This is a genomic window from Bacteroidota bacterium, from assembly GCA_016720935.1.
Classification (GTDB): domain Bacteria; phylum Bacteroidota; class Bacteroidia; order AKYH767-A; family 2013-40CM-41-45; genus JADKJP01.
The window spans coordinates 210,584-233,178 of record JADKJP010000003.1 but is presented as its reverse complement, the minus strand read 5'-3'; the positions used below and the strand labels follow the sequence as shown (position 1 = coordinate 233,178).

Below are 22,595 nucleotides of genomic sequence, written 5' to 3'. Positions count from 1 at the left end.
CCTGATATTATCCAACAGGGTATTTCCAATTTAAGTTTTTCAATGATTGTTTTTAGCTGACAACTGTTGTTGGTAAACCTATGATTATTCGTTCCTAAACTTTTTCATTTCCTGTATCTTTGAAGCGTGAGCACGTTTCAAGATTCTGTACAGCAAACTCATCCGGCACTCGCCACCGACAGTCAGCATGTATTTGGCACTGACAGTCTGATTCGGCGACCTGTGCGCAGGCTTGTTCCGATGCAAAATGAAACCACCGGAAATTTTCCGGCCGGTTTGGTATCGGGCCATGATAGTTTGAGTGATTCTATACAGCAATCAAAACCGCTACAGCTCTTTACTTCTCCAATCACCCCGCATCATCCAACGACGAAATATCTGGATCTTTATAAGGGTCATGAGTTGCATCCCAGAAATTCAGAACCCATTGTAAGGAAGGATGTATCCCCCGATTGGTTTTTCCCGATTTTGATGCTGGTCATCTTTGTTTTCACCTGGTTAAGAATTTTTTACTCCAAGTATTTCAGTCAGATGATTCAGGCCTTGCTCAATAACAATCTGACAAACCAGATCGTCAGGGATGAAAACATCCTTGTTCAAAGAGCTTCCGTATACCTAAGTGTAGCTTTTCATCTCATTGGCGCAATGTTTCTGTATCTCGTTAGTATCCATTACAAGTGGGACCTTGGTGGAATCGGGAATGGCTTTCCAAGATTCTTATTTTTCAGCATCCTTGTTTCGGCTATTTATTCCTTAAAATTTCTTTTCCTGAAGATCTGTGGTTGGTTATTTGATCTGGACAGGGAAATGGCAACCTATATTTTTAATATTTTTCTGATTAACAATGCAGTTGGTTTGGCCTTGATACCGATCATCGCTTTATTGGCATACAATCAGTGGATTGCTTCCTCCTATCTGATCATAGCCGGTGCGATCCTGGCGTTTGCGGGTCTGTTTTACAGGTCTATCCGTGGAATATTTATCGGTTTTTCGACTCCGGGGTTTTCACTGCCCTACCTTTTACTCTTCTTATTGACCTTTGAACTTGCTCCGTTGATGGTCATCATTCGCCTAATCCTGTAAAACACCGATTCTTAGAGCAAAAAAGCACATTTCCTCTTGGCAGTCTTTTCATCTCAAAAGGAGTTTTTTTGTTATCTTTGCACCCTTGAAAATGGGCCCTGTTGGATCCCGGGAGAGAAACACCTGTGATTCCGACCTGTGCGACAGATATTTTACTCACGAAACGGAAATTCCTGCATGAGTTTGAAAGTTAAAAGTATCCTGGTTACACAGCCAAAACCTGAAACTGATAAATCACCGTATTACGATCTTTCCAAGAAGTTCAATGTAAAGATTGACTTCCGTCCTTTCATTCATGTTGAGCCGATTTCGGCAAAGGATTTCAGAAAGGACAGGGTGAGTTTACCGGATCATACAGCTGTGATTCTTACCAGCAGGAATGCTGCGGATCATTTCTTCAGGATTTGTAACGAAATGCGAATCACGGTTCCTGAGACCCTGAAGTATTTTTGCATTTCCGAATCTACAGCATACTATCTTCAGAAATTTGTTGTTTATAGAAAGCGTAAAATCTTTTTTGGCAAACAAACCATCAATGATCTGATGGATTTGATAAAAAAGCACAAGAAGGAGAAATTTCTTGTTCCATGCACTGACATTCACAAACAAGAAATCTTCGAAACGCTTGATGCACAAAGCATTGACTACACAAAAGCCGTGATTTACAAAACAGTTGCCAGTGATCTCAGTGATTTGGCTAACGTAAATTACGATGTACTTGTATTTTTTAGCCCTTCAGGAATAACTTCACTTTTTAAGAATTTTCCAAAATTCAAGCAAAACAATACGCGTATTGCCGCTTTTGGGCCAACGACTGCCCAGGCTGTACTGGATGCAGGCTTACGTCTTGATATTCAGGCACCAGTTCCCGCCGCCCCGTCAATGACCATGGCTTTGGAGCAATACATCAAGAAAGCGAATAAATAAATTTTCAGATGACAAGGAGCCACCTTCCTGTCGGCCGGCAAACATTCCGGAAACCGGAACGGCTGGTTAGTCGTAAGATTATCGAACAATTGGTTGAGAAAGGGCGTTCCATTCAGACCAATCCGTTCCGATTAATCTGGATGGTGCATGGATTGCAGGTCATGAATCCGGTACAGGTTGCCTTCTCTGTTCCAAAAAGAAATTTCCGATCAGCTGTTGATAGAAACAGGATCAAACGATTGATGCGGGAGATTTATCGTAAAAATAAAACAGACATTTATTCGTTCATTTCTGACAAAAACCTTCAGCTTGCCTTGCTCATAGTATATACCGGGCGTGTCATTCCGAAGCACTCAGAAGTCGAACATAAATTAACCTTAACTTTACAAAGATTTGTGGAAGATTTTCAAAAACATTCTGGCTAAGCTATTCATTTTGCTTATCAGGTTTTACCAGGGCGCAATCTCTCCACTGCTTCGCCCTTCCTGCCGTTTTACTCCTACATGTTCTGAATACGGTAAACAGGCGATTCGTAAATATGGACCCTTTAAAGGTGGCTATCTCACGCTTCGCAGAATCTCTCGTTGTCATCCCTGGGGTGGTCATGGATATGATCCTGTTCCCTGAATGATTTAAAAAAATATGATGAAAAAATTTCTGAGCAAATACAAATTAGGGCTCGTAATTGTCGGGACCGCTTTTACGACGATGATCAGCTTCAGCTTTGTTGATGATTACTTCGAAATCTCCAAAAACCTCGATATTTTCTCCGGGATTTACCGGGAAGTAAACATGTATTATGTTGATTCAACTGATCCCGGCAAGCTGATGAAAAAAGGGATAGATTCAATGCTTGAGTCACTTGATCCTTATACCAATTACATTCCGGAATCTGATATTGAAGACTATCGTTTTCTCACTACAGGACAATATGGAGGGATAGGAGCATTGATAAAGCAGCGTGGCGACAATGTTGTCATCAGTGATCCTTACGAAGGTTATCCGGCACAGAAGGCGGGTTTACTTGCGGGCGATATTATTCTTGAAATTGACGGCAAAGTGGTCAGAAATAAAAAGACCGACGACATCAGTCGTTTGTTGAAAGGTTCTCCAAAAACACAGGTGAAATTATTAATCCAAAGGGAAGGTGAACCTGCTCCTTTTGAAAAAGTACTTACACGGGAAGAGATCAAAGTAAAAAGTGTTCCATACTATGGCATGGTTACGGACAACATCGGATATGTACGTTTAAACAGTTTTACTGAAAATGCCGGTCGTGATGTTGCAAACGCGATCAAAGAATTAAAAGCGAAAAATAATTTACAGGGGTTGGTTTTTGATCTTAGAAACAATCCGGGTGGACTGTTGAACGAAGCGGTGAATATCTCGAATCTTTTTGTAGACCGGGGACAGGATATCGTGAGCACCAAGGGAAGATTAAAAGACCTCAACAAAACGTATAAAGCTTTGAACGAAGCAGTAGACGCGAACATTCCGTTGGCTGTTCTCGTGAATAGTGGCTCGGCCTCCGCTTCGGAAATTGTGTCCGGTTCGCTTCAGGATCTGGACCGTGGTGTTATTGTCGGCCAAAGAACTTTTGGTAAAGGACTTGTGCAAACCACTCGTCCATTATCCTACAATACACAACTGAAGATTACTACTTCAAAATATTACATCCCAAGTGGAAGGTGTATCCAGGCACTGGATTATTCGCATCGAAATGAAGATGGCAGTGTAGGTAAGGTACCGGATTCCCTCGTAACAGAATTCAACACACGCGCGGGTCGAAAAGTTTTTGATGGTGGCGGAATATTGCCGGACATCAAACTGGATCCCGTTAAACTCAGTAATATCAGTCAAAGTCTGATCGGTAAAAATCTCATCTTTGATTTTGCCACCCGTTATCGCAAAGAACACGCGACGATTTCAGCATCCAAAGACTTTAAATTAACCGATGCCGATTTCCAGCAGTTCGTCTCTTATATCAACGATAAAGATTACGACTATACCACGAAGAGCGAGAAAGCGATGGAAGATTTGAAAAAGAACAGTGAAGAGGAGAAATATTTCCAGGACATACACAATGAATACGATGCCCTGAAAAACAAGCTTGCACATAACAAGCAAGCTGATGTAGAGAAAAATAAAACTGAAATCCTGCAGTTGCTGGAAGAAGAAATTATTTCACGTTATTATTTTCAGAGTGGACGAATCGAAACCGCGCTACAGCACGATCCGGAATTGAAAAGAGCGATTGATGTGCTGGGAAACAAGGAAGAATATTCCTCTCTGTTAAAAGGACCTCTGAAAGCAGATGCCGGAAAAAAATAAAAAGAATCTTTCGGAATCGATGATTTCTTTTTTACGACAGCGTAATTCAAATTATCTTTTATTCTTCGGGCTTTGCCTGTTGGTTACAGGATTGCCGCTATCTTTATTTCTGACCAGTCTTTCACAATTTTTTATTGTCGGTTCATTTTTCCTGGAAGGAAATTTCAAAGAAAAAACAAGGCGATTCATTAACAGTAAAGCAGCAGTCCTGATGGTTGGCTTCTGGTTATTGCATGTGATTGGATTACTATGGACGCAGGATTTTCATGAAGGAATAAAAGATGTCCGTATCAAACTACCCATTCTGTTTTTACCAATTGTCTTGAGCGGCTCCGGGGCATTACAGCCAAAACAATTTAAAACACTCTTGTGGCTGTTTATCCTGGCAGTCTTTTCAGGTTCCCTTGTCTCCATGGCGGTATTGAAAGGATTCATTCATACTCGTGTACCGATGTATGACATCCGGGAAATTTTCATTCTGGGAGTTTCACATATTCGCTTTGCGTTGTTTACCTGTCTGGCGGTCATCGTCTCTGTCTGGTTATTGAATTCAAGAACTAATCCATTGGCTCCATGGATAAAATTCATCCTTGTATTAATGATCTTATGGCTTGTGTTGTTCTTGTTTATTATTGAGTCGGTTACCGGAATCTCCGTATTACTCTTCATCCTTATTGCATTTTTATTATCTATAGCTTTTCGCCACCACAGTGTTTTCGTTCGTACTTTATCAATTGCTCTACTCGTTGCAATACCAACAACTCTTTTCATTTTTCTAAAGGGATTCGTACAAAAATATTCCGTCACACCTATTGAGGTTTTGCAATTTGACAAAAAAACAAAATTGGGAAACTCCTATTTCTTTGATACCACCAACACACAAATTGAAAATGGATACCGGGTATATTTTTATATATGCGATTCGGAGCTGCGAACAGAATGGAACAAACGAAGTAAGATTCCATTTGATTCACTGGATGAACGCAAGCAACCTCTAAAATCTACCTTGATTCGTTTTTTAACATCAAAGGGAGAATACAAGGATGCTGAATCGGTATCCAGGTTGAAAGAGGAAGAAATTCAATCGATTGAACACGGTATCGCGAATGTATATTACCAGCATCTATCGAGTATTAAAAGCCGGATGCTCCAGATTTTATGGGAGTATAAGGAATATCAAAGAGGGGGAGATCCCAGTGGTCATTCGGTCACGCAACGTATTGAATTCTGGAAAGCCGCTCTGCAAATTATTCTTGAGCATCCTTTAACAGGAGTTGGAACAGGAGACATGCCTGCGGCTTATCGTGAGGCCTATAGGAAGATGAATACCAAGCTGATGGAGAAGTACCGGTTGCGCGCGCACAATCAATACCTGGCCATCGGTGTCGGACTCGGAATTCCTGTGCTACTGTATTTTCTTTTTACTTTGATTTACCCTCTCGCGGAAAGAATTCGTAAACGTGATATTCTGTTTCTGTCCTTCTGGCTCATTTTTTTCATTTCAATGTTTACAGAAGACACTCTCGAAACTCAAGCGGGAGCTACCTTTGCGGCATTGTTTTGGTCACTGTTTTTATTCTCAGGAGAAAATCGATTTTCACAAACTGCAAATAAAATCAGGTAAACCGGGTCAGGATTTTTTCCTGCCCAACTCTCTCAATTTGGCATATTTCAGAAAGGTAGCCTGAGCCGTTATTCGTGCAATCAGGTAACCATAATATCCATCCAGAAACCCACCCAATAAAATAAAATCACGGAAAAATCGAAATGCAGGACGCCAGATGAGGGTGAAAAATGTCGCGCTTTTCCCTTTTTCAAACGCGGCCTTTGCTCCTATTTCAGAGAATTTATTTCCCTGAGCAATATGTTCCTGAATAGCATAATAAGAATAATGAAGGATGTCGCCTTTGATGCGTTTCACTTTGTCGGGCGAAGTCGGAAGAAAGCGATCATGCGGATTCATTCCACCCCATTGTCCGGATTTTCTACTAAACAATCTTACTTTTCTGTCGGGATACCAGGCACCGTGACGAATCCAATGACCGCAGTAATTGGTCAGCCGGTTCATTTCATAGGCATCTGCCTGCCATGTTGATTTTATCTGAAGAATACTTTCTTTCAATTGAGGGCTTAGGGCTTCGTCGGCATCAAGAGATAAAATGCAATCATTTTTTGCCTGGCTTAATGCGAAATTCTTTTGTTCAATATATCCGGCAAAAGGATGCTGAATAAAACGGGCACCAAATCGTTCGCTGATGGAAGCTGTTGCATCAGTGGAATAAGAATCGACGATTACGATTTCATCGGCTATTCCGCGAATGGATTCCAGGCAACGAGCCAGGTTGCGTTCTTCATTATAGGTAATTATGACAACGGAAAGCTGTACCATAACTTTTCAACGTGTGCAAGTTAGGTATATTTCCTGTTTCCATTTTGATTCGCGTCCTGATTCTCGTTTCTTTGTTGGAACAATAACTCAATAACAGCCATTGAACGCAGGTCCTGAACTTTTACAAAAACTGATGCAAGGTGATCGCAAGGCACTTGCCCGCGCAATCACTATGGTTGAAAATGATCAGGATGGATACAGGGAATTATTATTGGCACTGCCTGCAGGAAATAAAATACCGATAACAGGTATTACAGGTCCTCCCGGTGCCGGCAAGAGTACCCTCATCAATGCTTTACTAAAGCAACTGACGGAAGCAGGAAAGAAGGTTGCAGTTATCGCTGTTGATCCTACTTCCCCTTTTAATTATGGATCACTTCTTGGTGACCGACTAAGAATGTCCGAACATTTTACAAATCCTAACGTATTTATTCGCTCTCTGGCAACACGAGGATCGCTTGGAGGACTCTCCGAGAAGATCATTGAAATTGTGGATGTCATGAGGGTTGCGGATTTCGATATGATCCTTGTAGAAACTGTAGGTGTTGGTCAGAGCGAAGTTGAAATAGCCGGTTTAGCTGATACCACCATTGTTGTTGTTGTTCCGGAATCAGGGGATGAAGTACAGACATTGAAATCGGGCATTATGGAAATAGCCGATATTTTTGTTGTGAATAAATCGGACCGTGAAGGAGCCGATCATCTCCGTCAAAATCTGAACAAGCTCATGTCCCATCCGAAACCTGGAGGATGGAATGTTCCGGTGATCAAATGTGCCGCAACAAAAAATGAAGGCATAGAAGATATCATTAGGGAAATAAGCAACCATCAGCAATCCGCTTCGTTTGACGAGAAGAAAACATACCTGCTTACTGAAAAAGCTTATCGGCTGATTCAACAAAAAAGGATGAAAAATATCCATAAAAGGGATTTATCCAAAGCTTTGTCAAAAGTGGCCACTGATCCCGGGTTCAACCTGTATCAGTTTGCAGATCAATTCAATAACTGAATAATTGCGATATTCCAAAATAGTTGTAAATTGACTCGCTTTTTAAATCGTATGACCAATCAGTACGACGACGGATTTTTAATCAAATTTACAAGACGCTTGTTCATTTCCTGCTGTCTGCTGCTCAGCATAGGGCTGCAGCATGCCAGTGCACAAGCTTTTTGGGTTGAAGACTTTGGCAATTCCGCAGCCGGAAATTGTGAACAGGGAACGCTTGCCGGAGGCTTTAATTCTGCACAGGGAACCTGGACAGTTACAGCTTTGGGTCCGGAAGATCCTGATGCGAACCGTTGGTACATCAGTCCGACAGAACCAGGACTACCTGCCGGTGATTGTTCTACTCAAGGTTGTTATATTAATTCACAATATACGGACCGGACTTTGCACATTGGAAATGTGTCCACTTCTCCGAACGCTTTAACATTATGTCCTACCGGAGATTGCGGTGCTGTGTATGATGCGGGAGGATTTCAAACTGCAGTTCAGACTAACTCAAGAGTTGAATCACCTGTAATCAATTGCACCGGACAATATGGAATCATTCTGTATTTTAATTATTTCATGAATGCGGATGACCCAAGTGGTAATGATAATCTTGCTGTTGAATATTTTGATGGGACCACATGGAATACCATTGCAGATCCTCCAATGACGGATCCAATGTGTGGACAAGGATTTGGATTGTGGACAAGATATGCTGTCGCTCTTGGATTCAGTGCCGACAACAATGCGGGAATCAAAATCGGCTTTACCTGGAAAAATGATAATGGCGGTGTGGGTGTGAATCCATCTGTCGCGATTGATAGCATTGCATTACTTGGAACATTACAGCCTGTTGCGGATTTTGAAGCAAGTGACACAGTACTTTGTACTGGTGATTGTATTGATTTCACAGACCTGAGTCAGAATTTCCCGAATGCATGGTCATGGAGTTTTATTGGCGGTACTCCTGCCACTTCCTCAACACAAGACCCAAGCAGTGTGTGTTTCCTCAATCCCGGAAGTTACACTGTTCAGCTGATCGTTTCAAATAGTTCCGGAAGTGACACACTCACAAAAGTTGACTACATCACTGTAAATGCATGTACTCCACCAACTGCAGGATTTGCAGCGGATAGCACGAATATTTGTGAGCGCACCTGTATCAATTTTACAGATCAGAGTATTAATGGAGCAAGTGGCTGGAAATGGTTGTTCCCGGGTGGTACACCTTCAACTTCCACAGATCAGAACCCACAGCAGATTTGTTACTACACTCCCGGTGTATATCCTGTCACTCAAATTGTTTACAATCAATTTGGGTCTGACACCCTGGTGCTACCGGATTACATCAAAGTAAATACCTGTCCGCTGCCCGTTGCAGATTTCGCTACTTTCACTCCGGCGATTTGTTCAAATACCTGTATTAATTTCTTTGATCAATCCACCTTTGGGCCAACCAGTTGGAGCTGGTATTTCCCCGGTGCAACACCGGATACATCCACAGCTCAAAATCCTGTTGGTATCTGTTATCCTACTGATGGTTTTTATGATGTTCAGTTAATCGTAACCAACGGATATGGTTCCGATACAACCATCAAGTATTCCTATGTGCATGTGGAGAGTGTTCCGAATTCATTTGTAAGTCCGGATACAGCCATGTATTCCGGAAGTTCATACCAGTTGATTGCCGGAGGAGGTGCTACCTATTCCTGGTCACCTGCTTATGGATTGGACACTACCGGAGGCAGCAATCCGATTGCTACGCCACAGGAAACTACGACCTATACAGTAAACATCACGGATGTTACCGGTTGTTCGGCTACCCGTCAGGTGACCGTTACCGTTTTGCACAATAACAATTTCTTTGTACCGAATAGTTTTTCACCTAACAACGACGGTTACAACGATTATTTATTTGTGAGAGGAAACAATTTGTATGGAATTCGTTTCACAGTATTTGACCGCTGGGGAGAAAAAGTTTGGGAGACGACCAACCAAACAGAAGGTTGGGACGGCCGTTACAAAGGAAAAGAATTAGATCCGGCTGTTTTCACATATGTGTTGACAATCATTTATGACGACGGTAAAAACCTTACACAGACGGGAACAATAACCCTGCTCCGTTAAGGAAATAGAGAGTATGATAGCGATGAGAAAGTGTTTACATACCTGTCTTTTAGTGCTGCTGGTTTTGAGCGGAGAATGGCTCTATTCCCAGGACGCTCATTTCTCTCAATTCTATTCTACTCCTCTGCAAGTGAACCCGGCGATGACCGGTGTTTATGATGGTAAATTACGGTTTACCAACAATTACAGAACACAATGGACTTCAATTGGAAAAGGATATAAAACAATCCATACCTCTCTGGATGTTCCTGTGGGGAAGACCGATGTAAAAAATAATTATTTCGGTGTCGGCGCGATGATTTATCAGGACAAAGCAGGCGATGCAGGTTTTACTTCGACTGTCATTGAAGGAAGTCTTTCGTATGTCACTGCAATGGATGATGTAGGTGATCATTATTTTTCCATCGGGTTTCAGGGTGGTCTGAATCAAAACAGTCTGGATCTTTCGAAAACGACCTGGGACTCACAATGGAACGGAGATACTTACGATCCGGCTCTTCCTACATTTGAGTCGATTCAGTTGCAACAGTTCGCTTACCTTGATTTCAATGCCGGTTTAATGTATTTCTATGTTCCGGATGGTAATAATTCATTGGCTCTTGGCGCAAGTATGTCGCATGTCGGAAGCCCGAACGTCAGTTTCATCATTCGTCAGGAAGCTCCATTGCGCAGTAAATTCAACATTCATGGAAGCGGAGACCTTTCAGTGAATAAGGAAAATATGACCTGGATACAACCACGGTTTCTGGTGAGCTTGCAAGGCAAACAAAAAGAGATTGTCGCTGGTGGATTTTTGAAGAACAAAGTTCAGTTCAAATCTCGTTACACGAATTACAAGAAAGAAGCATACTTCCTTATTGGTGGCTTCTATCGTTATAAAGACGCGGCAATTCTTGCTGCTCGTTTTGAATACAATACTGTAGGTCTTGGTATCAGCTATGATCTGAACACATCGAACTTGTCAAACCTTGCCGGTTCAGCGAGTGCTTTTGAAATTAATTTATCGTATGTGATGTATGTGAAACGTGGTGAGCGGGCAAAGAATTTCAACAAAATGCCACGCTTCCTCTGATCATTTCTATTCCTGATAATATATCCTTTTCACACGCTGGGATACTCCGGCAAGAACTTCATAGGGAATAGTTCCGAGTGCAGTAGCCATTTCAATCACCGGCAAATCCGTTCCAAAAACAATTACCTCATCACCTTCTCTTGCTGGAATGTCAGTAATATCGAGCATGCACATATCCATACAAACACTACCGACAATCGGTGCCCGTTTTCCGTTTACCAGCATAGAACCGGTTCCATTGCCTAAGCGACGATTGATTCCATCCGCGTAACCAATGGCAACTGTCGCAATGATAGAATCACGGGTGAGTTTGCCTCTCCGGCTATAACCGATGGTCTCATTCGCGGGGACGTTTTTAATTTGTGATATTGTGGTTTTCAGTGTGGCCACATGTTGCAATTGCTGCTGCTCATTATTTGTCGCCGCGAATCCATACAAACCGATACCGAGACGAACCATGTCAAATTGAGCCTCACTAAACCGAAGTATACCGGATGAATTCAGGATGTGCCTGTTGATAGGATATTCAAATTCCTGCTGGATATCTTTACTCATTCGGGTAAATCTATCCAACTGGATACGTGTGAAACCGTCATGTTCAGCTTCATCGCTCGCGGCCAGATGAGAAAAAACAGATTCAACACGAATGTTTTTATTATTTCTCAAACGAACAACCAGTTCGTTGATGTCTCCTTCTTCAAAACCCAGTCTCCTCATTCCGGTATCCAGTTTAATATGGATTCTGAATGGATCACCATCGTGTTTGCGCAGCACTTCATTCAGCTGATTGAGTAATCTGAAATTATAGATCTCCGGTTCCAGGCGATAACGAATCATTGCTTCAAAACTCTGTACCTCCGGGTTCATGACCATTATCGGGAGAGTGATCCCGGCTTTTCTTAATTCAACTCCTTCATCGCTATAGGCGACTGCGAGGTAATCCACATGGTGGAACTGCAGGATATTCGCGATTTCAAAGCTGCCGCTTCCATAAGACATGGCTTTGACCATGGCCATCATCTTGGTTGTAGGCTTCACCCTCGACCGATAATAATTCAGGTTGTGAACAAGTGCATTCAGATTGATTTCCATCACCGTTTCATGCGCCTTTTGCTGGAGCATTTTCCCTATTTTCTCAAAGCCAAATGGACGGGCTCCTTTGAGCAAAATAGTTTCATCACGAAAATCGGAGATGGATGCTTCCCTGAGAAAGTCATCTGTCGTGGCATAAAATTTTGCAGGGATGCCGAAAAGTTGTTGTTGTCTGTGAATAGCGTCACCGATACCGATCATTTTATCGACACCTTTTGCAAGCAGCAGCTGAGCTACTTCCCGGTAGAGACTTTCTTCGTTCCTTCCGCTTTGAAGGATATCTGAAAGGATCACTGTTCTGGTGTTATGCTGTTTTTGCTGATTCAGAAAATCCAGGGCGATGGTTAGTGAGCCTACATCGGAATTATAACTGTCGTTTATTACAGAAGTATTGTTGATTCCGTTTTTCATCTCCAGCCGCATGGCGACAGGATTGAGGAAATGCATGCGTTCACTGATGATGTCCTGTGCATATCCAAGCACGATCATCAGTGACCAGCAATGAATGGCATTGTCAACAGACGCATCATCAGTAAATGGAATTCGGATTTTATGGAACTGATTATTGTATACGGCCTGAATTTCTGTTTCGTCAGTGCCTTTGGTAATTCTTCCTATCTGGAGATCCGCCTTTGCTTTTCGTGACCAGGTGAAACAACGAATTTTTTCATGGTCGAATAAAGTTCGTTGAACTGTATCGTGAATGATCGCGAAGTCCCTGCAGTAAATAAGATTCTCGACCCCGAGAAAAAGTTTCATCTTCTCATCTACCTTCTGCTGAGGTCCCTGAAAATTTTCATCGTGAGCGGTTCCAATATTTGTGAATATTCCGATGGTCGGACGAATCATGTTTTGCAATTTCTCCATTTCACCCGGGCGCGAGATTCCGGCTTCAATCAGAGCCAGCTGATGTTCTTCATTCATCAGCCATAATGAGAGTGGAACACCGACCTGGGAATTAAAACTTTTCGGACTTCGAACGATGTTTTTGTCGGCACGGAGTAATTGATACAACCATTCTTTGACAATGGTTTTACCATTACTTCCTGTTATTCCCAGCACCGGGAAATGGAAACGTTGTCTGTGAAACGCTGCAAGCATTTGCATTGCAACCAGTGCTTCAGGAACTATAATAAAATTTGCTCTGAGGGCTGAAAAACTTTCCGGATAATCCGAAACAATAAAATTCCTGACACCCTGAACAATTAATTCGGGAATGAACCGATGTCCATCGTGACGTTCTCCTTTAATTGCAAAAAAGAGAGATGTTTCAGGATGAATGATTTTACGGCTGTCGGTAAGGAGGTCAACAATCCGGTGATCATCAGGATCGTTGATGACAAGTTTTCCGCCGACAATTTCAGCGATTTGTTCAATGGAATAAACAGATTCAGCCATTTTGGAATCGTGGATCACGATGATTTTTCTCTCTCTTCATTGAAGCATGCACGACAAAGCGGAACATAGCTTTCCTGTTCACCTAAAAGTATTCTTGATGAGTTTGCTACTGTACGGTGGGAATAATTCGCCAGGTTGCCACATTTCATGCAGATGGCATGAACTTTCGTAACGAACTCCGCAATTGCAACCAGACCGGGAATCGGACCAAAAGGTTTTCCAAGATAATCCATGTCCAGTCCGGCAACCATTACACGAATTCCGCGGTTGGCAAGTTTTTCGCAAACCGATGGCAATTCCTCATCAAAGAATTGCGCTTCGTCAATTCCAACAACCTCCACATCATTCGCTAACAAAAGAATTTGCGAAGCTGAATCAACAGGCGTACTTGGAATAAAATTGGCATCATGAGAAACAACATTTTCTTCATGATAGCGGGTATCTACTTTGGGTTTGAATATCTCAACTTTCTGCTTTGCGATACGTGCACGTTTTAAACGACGGATCAATTCTTCCGTTTTACCTGAAAACATGGACCCACAAATTACTTCGATATGTCCACGATGGGGATCATTGGAAGCTAAATTCTCTAAAAACATACGGGATTCAATTTCTAAAGCAAAGTTATGAGTTTTGAAGGGATTTGAAACCCTGAAAACAGGTCAATAATCCATGAAGATGAGAATAATGTCATTCATTTTCAAATTCATCCATTTTAGCTGTTTTGAATTTAAATTTCGAAGAATTGGGATGGTATTGAGTTCTAAATGCACTCCGGTTTTCAGGTAAAAAAGCCCGGGCAAGACGAGAACATTAATGGGCTTTTTCTCAGAACCGAAAAGCAATAATTTTATTGGTTAAAGGGTGTTGATTTCTTACAACATTTTTACAGAAGCTCCGTTGAAAGAGCATATGGCAACCCACGAATTACACCAACAAATTGATTCCCGATTAAAACAGCTGCTTGATTTGCACCGGGAAATGCAACAGCATTCGTCATCTGTACCTTATGCTGAAATTGATCTTTTTTTACAAAAAGTCCGACAGTTGTATGAGGCTTCCCTCCTGCTCCATCATCACAATGCCCTGAAGACGATGGAAGAACTGGAAGCTGCCATTGCCGAACGTTACGCGAAGTCTGAGCCAAGAATGTATGTTCCTTCCCCTGAAGCCATAAAATCAGTCGTGTCGGAAAATCCTTTGCAAACTTCACCTGTTGCTGAGACTCCGGTTTCCACTACTGAATCTTCTGTACCTGAAATTCCTGTGATTGCAGAACAAAAAAATGAAGCGGTTCAGGCAGAAAAGGAAATTCCATCTGTTGAGAAAATACAAGAACCATCGCAGGAACCGGTTCGGCATTCTTTCGAAGAGTTGCTTGCCCAAACATCTGTCAGAACAGAAAATTCAGTGCAGCCTAACACAATGGCTAAACCGAAAAAAGGAAGCGGAGATCTTCATGAAATGTTTGACGAAGTTCCAACGCTTGCAGGAAAATTTGAAGAAATCGAAACTCTGGGGGAACGCATTGCCACGCATCAATCACCGACACGTATCGGAGAAAAACTTCAGCGTAAACCGGTAAAGGATTTGAAAGTTGCGATTGGTATCAATGAAAAATTCCAATTCATTAATCAACTATTCAGCGGAGATTCCTCCACTTACCACAGTGCAGTGGAACATTTAAATAACTGCCAAAGTTATGAAGCAGCTTCCGGTTATGTGAACAATAATCTTGTTCCAAAATACAATTGGGATCTCACATCCACTCCTGCTGCAATATTCATTGACCTCGTGGAGCGCAGGTTCATCGCCTAATTTCTGATCATGTCTCATCTTTACCTGGTTCCAACTCCTATCGGAAATCTGGAGGACATCACTTTACGTGCTATCCGGATCCTGAAGGAAGTTGATCTGATCCTGGCTGAAGATACCCGCACCAGTGGTTTTCTGCTCAAACACCTCGGCATCGAGAAACGTATGCAATCCTACCATGCTCATAATGAGCATAAGGTTGTAGAAGATATTGTAGCCCGAATCGCCGCAGGTGAAAAAATTGCCCTGATCACTGATGCCGGCACCCCGGGAATTTCCGATCCCGGCTTTTTGATTGTCCGGGAGTGTGTCAGGAACAATGTTCCTATCGAAACACTTCCCGGAGCAACAGCATTGATTCCGGCTCTGGTCAATTCAGGTTTACCCTGCGACCGTTTTTGCTTCGAAGGCTTTTTACCCCAGAAAAAAGGCCGTCACACACGGTTGACAAACCTGAAAGAAGAAACCAGAACCATGATTTTTTATGAATCTCCTTTCAGATTGGTCAAAACGCTGGAACAGTTTAGCGAGTATTTCGGGGCAGACCGTCAGGCTTCGGTTTCCAGGGAATTGAGTAAACTCCATGAGGAGAATTTTCATGGAACGCTGAAGGAATGTCACTTACATTTCTCCTCCAAAACAGTAAAAGGAGAAATTGTCATTGTTCTTGCCGGAAAAGGAAATGATGTTCCAGAGGAAGAATAAGAATCATCAGCTTTTTTCTTCGTTTCTTCACAGCATGTCCAATATTATTTCTGATCTTCATGGGTCAATTTTGATCCATGAGATTTCTGGCCGGACTTCTTTTCCTTATGAATTTCATTTCCTTCCCGGGGATTTCGCAGAACCTATGTACCAACGGAAATTTTGACTCCTTCACAACATTACCCAACAATTACGCGCAAGTATGTTATGCCAATGGCTGGACCAGCCCCAGCGGAGTCTGTGCGTTGGTAGTCGGCACAGGTAGCCCTGATTACTACAATACTGGAGGAACCGGAGGTTGCAAACCACCTGCCACCTGGTGGGCGACTGTTTCTCCTCACAGTGGAGCCGGTATGGAAGGTTTCGCCGCCTGGTATTCGGGAAATTACAGGGAATACATTTCCAGACAGCTTAGCAACCCTCTTACAGTTGGTCAGGTATATACAATTTCCTTATGGTATACCAATGGAGTGAGCACTATTCACGGATATGGATGTAATAACCTGGGAATCGCGTTTTCTTCCGCTCCATTGACTCAAACAGGCGGAGCACCGATTTCCTATGTCCCGCAGCTTGAATCAAGTGCCGTGCTTTATTCGACCACCTGGCAACAACTTAGTTTTGTCTACACACCTACCAGTCCTGATCAGTACATTACCATTGGTAATTTTCGCAACAATGCTGCAACTACTATCACCCTACTTGGAACAGGTACAACTGGCGCATATTATTATGTTGACGATATTTCTGTTACTCCCGGTACCACTTTGCCGGTAGAATTGATTTCATTTACTGCTGAAGAAAAGGAAAATCAGATCGAATTGAAATGGACTACCGAATCAGAAACAAACAATGCGTATTTCTCTATTCAACATGCCGACAATGAATACAATTTTCATGAAATTGGAAGAATTGAAGGCGCCGGGAACAGCACCGTGCTGAACGAATACAAGTTCACTGACGAACACCCGGCGAATGACATCAACTATTATCGTTTGCAACAAAATGATTTTGATGGAACATTAACCTACAGTCAGACCATTGCTTGCAGGAAAAACAAAAGATCCGATTTTAACTGGCTTTATAACAGTGGATCCAATAAACTGACAGTTATTTTTAAAGATACTCCCGGACCACATCAAGTGATTCATTTACATTCGATGGAGGGAAGAACTATTTTTCAATCAGATAATATTCGCGAAAAAGAAGTGGATATTTCCACAGAGAATATTCCGGATGGAATTTATGCTTTGGAAATTGAAGACGATGATTCCCGATCCACCATTAAAGTAGCTTTGTTCCACTGATCATGGAAAAGGGTTGTTAATTGGAAAGAATTAATTCTTGTCCTTTCAGAGAAAAAGATCGGAAGCAATTCGATCTGCGAAAAATTTTCCTCTTCTGGTAAGCACAAGATTTTCTCCCTGCAGCTCGATTTGTTCATCATCGAGAAGAGGAATAATATTTCGTTGAAATTCCATGGCAGACTTTTCACCAAATTCAAGAAAGAGTTTTCGCAAACTAATTCCCCAAATTGTTCTCAAAGATGTGAGTACATACTCATTGAATTTCTCCTCATTACTCAGGTCTTCTCGCTCGAAAGGAACAATATTCTCATCAATGGAGCGGATGTACTGTGGATTATTTGAGATATTCCACTGACGGCTGACTTTATTGTAAGAATGAGCGGAAGGCCCGATCCCTAGGTACGGCTCTCCACTCCAGTAAGAGGTATTGTGTTTGGAATAATTGCCGGGTTTGGCAAAATTCGAAATTTCGTAATGTTCAAAACCGGCCCAGGCAGCGCGATCCATCAGCATTGCAAAATGAATGGCTGACATTTCCTCATCCACTTCCTGAACTTTACGGTCACGGATTAATTTGGCCAAAGCTGTTCTGGGCTCAACTGTAAGCGAGTAACAGGAAAGATGTTTAACGCCTAAAGTAAAAGCCGTTTCCATATTTTTTTCCCATTGTTCCTCAGAGAGTGTAGGAATACCGTAGATGAGATCGATGGAGATATTGTCAAAGCCTTTGTCCTGAGCAAGACGAACAGCATCATAGGCTTGCATTGCATTGTGCGCACGATTCATGTATTTAAGATCCTCATCGGAGAAACTCTGGATACCAATACTCAAACGATTGACACCGGCTGCACGAATTTCATCAAGTCGTTCGGCTGTCAGGTCGTCCGGGTTTGCTTCGAGAGTGATTTCCGCATCCGAATCGACAGAAAAATTTCTGTTGATGGTTTCAAAGATTCCTTTGAGTTCATCACCTGTCAGCAATGAAGGTGTTCCGCCGCCAAAATAAATTGTACTGAGCTGGTTGGTACCGAGATAATCACTCCGAAGTCCGATTTCCTTCCGCATCGCTTCCAGCATTGCGGATTTTGTGTTGTGAGTAGTGGAAAAATGAAAATCGCAGTAATTGCAAGCTTGCTTGCAGAATGGGATGTGAAGATAGAGACCGGGCATGGTTGCAGTGTTTCTTGCTCGTTTACTTTGATAAAGATAATATTTATCCCCAATTGGCAAGATGAAATACGGAGGATTCTGTTCGCAGCAGGTAATCCACCTTGCTTTTGGGCGTAATGGTGTATGTCAAACCGGAGAGAGAGGCCCCGGGTTATTTCTTTAAAACGATGCGGAATGTCGTTCCTTTGCCAATTTCCGAGCTTTTTACGAAAATCTGGCCGTCATGGTAATCTTCGATAATCCGCTTGCTGAGTGACAATCCGAGGCCCCATCCCCTGCTTTTGGTGGTGTAACCGGGCTTGAAGATGGTCTTATAAGACGACTTCGGAATGCCTTTTCCGGAGTCTGTAATGTCCATGTATACGAATTGTTGCTGATCTGTAATTGCAATGCTAATGGCACCTGCTCCACTCATCGCGTCCAATGCATTCTTCAGGATATTTTCAATTACCCATTCAAACAGCGGAACGTTCATCGGAGCAAAAATCTCGTGATGTGGTTTATCGATGTGAAAATTCACCTGATCAGAAGTGCGGTTACGAATATAATCTACCGAATGTCGGAGCACATCGTACACATCTTCTTTTTTCAAGGCCGGTGCAGCTCCAATTTTTGAGAACCTGTCTGTTATGGTTTGAAGCCGGTGCAAATCCTTTTCTATTTCACTGGTATATTCCGGATTTGTCCCTTTCATTTTTAACAATTCCAACCAGGCAAGCAGACTAGATAAAGGAGTTCCAAGTTGATGCGCGGTTTCTTTTGCCATACCAACCCATACCTGATTTTGTTCCGCCTTCCGTGATGTACTGAATGCGAGGTAAGAAACAAAGAGGAACAATGCGATAACTGCCAGCTGGAAATAAGGATAATAACGGAGCCTTACCAGTAATTCAGAATCCTTGTAGAGGATGTATTGCTTAAAATTCTGGGCTATCTTTATTTCGATCGGCTCATGCTGGGAGCGCATGATTGCAACCTGGTTTTTCAGATACGTTGAATCCAAAGCGCGGAGAGAATCCAGGTTTCGGGATGAAATGACTTTAAAATTTTCATCCGCCCAGATTACAGGGATAGTGTTGTTATTACTGATGACACTGGAGAGAAAATTAATATCGGTATTGACTTCCGAAACATCCGCAAGCCTTTTTGTCGCCTCCGCCCAGAGTTCAATCTTTTTATGCTCTTCATCAGCCAGCTTGTTCACCAGTTTATTGGTATACCACAGCGAAGCTGCTCCTATCAACAAGGCTGCAAGCAGGAGCAGAAGTTTCCAACGTTGTTTTTGGGTGTAAATATTCACCTCAGGTTGTGTGTTTTAGGAAAAATGCAGGATTTCAATAAAATTTCCTGCTCTGATGAGTACAAAGATGGAAGATTTCCTTGAAATGGGAAATTAGATTCTGTACTAATTTGGAAAATTTTCCGGCAGATGGTCTAAAAAAGAAGAGCATCCCGGAGGATGCCCAAAATCATCGGAAAAGCCTAATTGCCAGGTGATTTCAACTTTCCGATTTGATGGATCGGAAAGCCCTGTCAGGTGCTTATTCACTACTGCTCCAATCAATTTGCAGTTCTTCCTTTTTCTTTCTGGTTTCAATACGGTTTGTGTCCTTTTTGAACATCCCGAATTCTTCCTTCAATATTCCTTTCAGATTTTGCTTTTCACGGACTATATCTGTTTTAATTTTTTCCTTCACTCCATTATGGTCATAACTAAATTTAGGATTATCAACAGGTCCTTTCATGCTCAGCAACAATTGTGTCCTGCCCAGTCCATCGTCTTCGATTTCTCCAAACTCCGAATTGGTTTGAACCTTCTTTCCCAAAACATCTGTAAGCAAAAGCTTGAGACGATAATCAACGATGTTGTCGAAATTATGTGTACCACTTGCAGTGATATTCATCGCTGAAGAATTGATCGCCATGCTTGGAATGGAGATCAACTCATTGGCAATATAAATTTGATTTTTCAGCGTAGAGAAGCGGATATGATTCAGGTCCGGAACTTTCAGGTAGCGTGACAAAGCAAGAATCGGTGTGAAATTGATTAACTCACCGTTTTCAATGGTGATATCACAGGTAGATCTGACTTTACGTGAATCAATATTCAGATCAATCGACCATGCTGAATTGAACTGAACATCCGCACTCACCCGACCCTTTACGTTTTTATCCGTCATGGTAGTCTGACCGAAATTTTCCATTTGTGTGAATAATTTGGTCACATCCAGACGGGCAATTTTAGAATCAAAATTCATGAAGACGCTGTCCTTGCGTGACGCATTGATCGTCGCATCCATATACACCATCCCATCCATGGCAGCGAAAGTCAGTCCGCGTCCGGTGATAACCTGGTGATCAAGGTGAATTTGTCCCTGCATACGTGATGCTCTGAATTGACGGAAACGGATGTTGCCAACTGTCACATCCAGATTGCTCACCAATCGCGGATTGAATTTCAGAATATACGATGTGTCCCCTTGTGTGGTCGCGACTTTGTTCGACATCAATTCATCCAGATCAAGAAGTGAGCTGTTCAATTTCGCGTCAAACAAAGCAGGCTGATTTGGTATCAGAATAAAATTGACAAAATTGTTGAATCGGCCGCTCAGGCGAAGGTCACTGGAAGAAATATTTCCGGTCAGGAGGTTTACAGCAATATCGTTGTCCTGCAAAGTGAAATTCCCGTTGATATTTTTAAACTCCAGGGGATTTCTTTTCAACTGGAAAGCCACATTTTTTAAATCAATGGTACCGGATGCCTGCACTTTGTATAGCTGTCCTGAATTCAGACTCGGCAGATCCTTGACTTTGCCGGCGAAGGCAATTTTCAGATTCATACTCCCTGAAAGTGATTCCAGTGTATCTTTCTTGATGAAATGCTGTAATTGAGACAAATCCAGATCGGCAGCGGCACGGAGTGAAAGAAATGGATTTGCAAGATCCGTCAGTCTTAAATCACCTTTCACTGCATGTCCTCCGAGTGAAGCTGAAATCGAGGGAATCACCAGTTCATCTTTGCCATTTGCAGCATGATTGAGATAAGTACCGGTAAGATTCAGGCTTTGAAGGGAGATATCCTGATCTTTGGGTGTTACAGATCCATCTCTGACTGAAAAGGCGATCGCTACTTCCGGATTTTTTGTGTGACTGACAGGCCCTTTTATTGTTGATTTGAAAATAAATTTTCCTGTGCTTTTAAATGACTCCAGATAATGGACATAAGACGGTGGCAGCATGCTGATGAATGAAGCCAAATCGGCTTCATGCGAAGCAATGCTGAGATCAAGTCCTGTCGATGTTTTTGTGCTGCTGACATTTCCTTCCACGTCAAAAAGGAAATCCGCGACCTGAACGGTGCTTTTCCCAAACCGGTATAAACCGTTAGCATTATCAACCGCCAGTCCTGAGTGAATAAGAACTTTCTTACCGTTAACATAATTGATCTTGTTCACGAAAAAATGATCGACGAACAAATCCGCATTTGTATTCAGTGTGAATTGTCCTGCTGAAAATTTCCCGCTGAGTACAGAAGTATTGGATGTAAAAAGATAATCCTGATTATCGTGTTCATTGAAATACCTGATCCGGACATTCTTCAGGCTGATCAGATGAACGTCAACCGTTGATGATTCCGCAGTGGTATCTTCAGAAGTTTTCCAGAAATGATAGTTATTCTTTCCGTTGGCATCAATATGAATATTGGCCATTCCGTCTTTCACCAACACTTTTTTGATGGAAATATTTTTGTCAAATACTCCCATGATGTTAAAGAGGAAAGAAATATTTTTCGCATACAATAAAGTGTCTTTTTCTTCCCGATCACAAACTTCTTTGGTCATCACTTCTTCCATGTCGAAGGATGCATACGGAAAATGACGGAGTACAGAAAAGTTGAATTCTTTGACTTTGATTTCAGTGGCGAGATGCTGATTGAGCTGGGCCAACATCATCTTCTTAATTTCAGAACCGTAAAAAAAACCGATGATTAGTCCAAGGGAAACAAAACCAAGCAAAACCACTCCTGTTATTTTCAGGAAAAACAATAAAGTACGTTTGACTTGGGATGACATGGTTCTGGTTAACGGGAGAAGCATTTCATTTATTGCAAGACTGAAAGAATTCAATCATTCAGTTGATTTGCAGATATATTTACGTGTAAGAAAGCCGATATGTTGCTGAACCAAA

18 protein-coding genes are annotated in these 22,595 nt (G+C 42.1%); 12 read left to right on the top strand and 6 right to left on the bottom strand.

Annotated features, from left to right (window positions below; genetic code table 11):
• The first annotated feature begins 126 nt into the window (after positions 1–126).
• The 6 genes from IPP86_03455 to IPP86_03430 all read left to right on the top strand — a co-directional run bounded on the left by IPP86_03455 (position 127) and on the right by IPP86_03430 (position 5,965).
• On the top strand, positions 127–1,083 hold the full coding sequence (locus tag IPP86_03455) for a DUF4271 domain-containing protein (GenBank protein ID MBL0137573.1): 957 nt from the start codon (positions 127–129) through the stop codon (positions 1,081–1,083).
• A 177-nt stretch (positions 1,084–1,260) separates the two neighbouring features.
• A complete protein-coding gene (locus IPP86_03450) occupies positions 1,261–2,010 on the top strand; it encodes a uroporphyrinogen-III synthase (protein ID MBL0137572.1) in 750 nt (249 codons plus the stop codon).
• Between the two features lie 8 nt (positions 2,011–2,018).
• Complete coding sequence (locus tag IPP86_03445) at positions 2,019–2,435, top strand: ribonuclease P protein component (protein ID MBL0137571.1); 417 nt, start codon at positions 2,019–2,021, stop codon at positions 2,433–2,435.
• On the top strand, positions 2,413–2,637 hold the full coding sequence (gene yidD / locus IPP86_03440) for a membrane protein insertion efficiency factor YidD (GenBank protein MBL0137570.1): 225 nt from the start codon (positions 2,413–2,415) through the stop codon (positions 2,635–2,637). The genes IPP86_03445 and yidD overlap by 23 nt, the downstream gene beginning before the upstream one ends.
• Positions 2,638–2,655: 18 nt before the next feature.
• Complete coding sequence (locus tag IPP86_03435; protein MBL0137569.1) at positions 2,656–4,341, top strand: PDZ domain-containing protein; 1,686 nt, start codon at positions 2,656–2,658, stop codon at positions 4,339–4,341.
• Between the two features lie 19 nt (positions 4,342–4,360).
• Positions 4,361–5,965 (top strand): O-antigen ligase family protein, encoded by a 1,605-nt coding sequence (locus IPP86_03430; protein ID MBL0137568.1) that lies wholly within the window; start codon positions 4,361–4,363, stop codon positions 5,963–5,965.
• A gap of 6 nt (positions 5,966–5,971) precedes the next feature.
• Here IPP86_03430 and IPP86_03425 read toward each other — a convergent pair whose 3' ends face one another.
• Positions 5,972–6,730: a glycosyltransferase family 2 protein gene (locus tag IPP86_03425; protein ID MBL0137567.1), complete on the bottom strand. Its 759-nt coding sequence runs from the start codon at positions 6,728–6,730 to the stop codon at positions 5,972–5,974.
• 133 nt (positions 6,731–6,863) lie between these two features.
• On the opposite strand from IPP86_03425, the gene meaB reads away from it, so the two are divergent.
• From meaB to IPP86_03410, 3 genes are read left to right on the top strand one after another with little or no spacing between them, the layout of a single operon-like run.
• Positions 6,864–7,739, top strand: a complete 876-nt coding sequence (gene meaB / locus IPP86_03420; GenBank protein ID MBL0137566.1) for a methylmalonyl Co-A mutase-associated GTPase MeaB — start codon at positions 6,864–6,866, stop codon at positions 7,737–7,739.
• Between the two features lie 51 nt (positions 7,740–7,790).
• Positions 7,791–9,848: a gliding motility-associated C-terminal domain-containing protein gene (locus tag IPP86_03415; GenBank protein MBL0137565.1), complete on the top strand. Its 2,058-nt coding sequence runs from the start codon at positions 7,791–7,793 to the stop codon at positions 9,846–9,848.
• 22 nt (positions 9,849–9,870) lie between these two features.
• Positions 9,871–10,920 carry a PorP/SprF family type IX secretion system membrane protein gene (locus IPP86_03410; protein MBL0137564.1) on the top strand — a complete coding sequence of 350 codons (1,050 nt, stop codon included), beginning with the start codon at positions 9,871–9,873 and terminating at the stop codon, positions 10,918–10,920.
• A 6-nt stretch (positions 10,921–10,926) separates the two neighbouring features.
• Here the strand turns inward: IPP86_03410 and IPP86_03405 are convergent, their stop codons facing one another.
• The gene (locus tag IPP86_03405) at positions 10,927–13,410 is read right to left on the bottom strand and encodes a bifunctional UDP-N-acetylmuramoyl-tripeptide:D-alanyl-D-alanine ligase/alanine racemase (protein ID MBL0137563.1); all 2,484 of its coding nucleotides are present in this window, start codon (positions 13,408–13,410) and stop codon (positions 10,927–10,929) included.
• Between the two features lie 14 nt (positions 13,411–13,424).
• Positions 13,425–14,009: a thymidine kinase gene (locus tag IPP86_03400; protein ID MBL0137562.1), complete on the bottom strand. Its 585-nt coding sequence runs from the start codon at positions 14,007–14,009 to the stop codon at positions 13,425–13,427.
• A 382-nt stretch (positions 14,010–14,391) separates the two neighbouring features.
• On the opposite strand from IPP86_03400, the gene IPP86_03395 reads away from it, so the two are divergent.
• The 3 genes from IPP86_03395 (at position 14,392) to IPP86_03385 (ending at position 17,237) form a co-directional block, all read left to right on the top strand.
• Positions 14,392–15,228 carry a hypothetical protein gene (locus IPP86_03395; GenBank protein ID MBL0137561.1) on the top strand — a complete coding sequence of 279 codons (837 nt, stop codon included), beginning with the start codon at positions 14,392–14,394 and terminating at the stop codon, positions 15,226–15,228.
• Positions 15,229–15,237: 9 nt separating this feature from the next.
• Positions 15,238–15,930: a 16S rRNA (cytidine(1402)-2'-O)-methyltransferase gene (rsmI, locus tag IPP86_03390; GenBank protein MBL0137560.1), complete on the top strand. Its 693-nt coding sequence runs from the start codon at positions 15,238–15,240 to the stop codon at positions 15,928–15,930.
• Positions 15,931–16,007: 77 nt separating this feature from the next.
• Complete coding sequence (locus tag IPP86_03385; GenBank protein MBL0137559.1) at positions 16,008–17,237, top strand: T9SS type A sorting domain-containing protein; 1,230 nt, start codon at positions 16,008–16,010, stop codon at positions 17,235–17,237.
• A gap of 45 nt (positions 17,238–17,282) precedes the next feature.
• Here the strand turns inward: IPP86_03385 and hemW are convergent, their stop codons facing one another.
• From hemW to IPP86_03370, 3 genes are all read right to left on the bottom strand, one after another.
• On the bottom strand, positions 17,283–18,407 hold the full coding sequence (hemW, locus tag IPP86_03380) for a radical SAM family heme chaperone HemW (GenBank protein MBL0137558.1): 1,125 nt from the start codon (positions 18,405–18,407) through the stop codon (positions 17,283–17,285).
• Between the two features lie 151 nt (positions 18,408–18,558).
• Positions 18,559–19,707, bottom strand: a complete 1,149-nt coding sequence (locus tag IPP86_03375; GenBank protein ID MBL0137557.1) for a HAMP domain-containing histidine kinase — start codon at positions 19,705–19,707, stop codon at positions 18,559–18,561.
• A 241-nt stretch (positions 19,708–19,948) separates the two neighbouring features.
• Entirely contained in the window at positions 19,949–22,480 is a 2,532-nt protein-coding gene (locus tag IPP86_03370; GenBank protein MBL0137556.1) for a hypothetical protein, read from the bottom strand.
• Positions 22,481–22,595 lie beyond the last annotated feature (115 nt).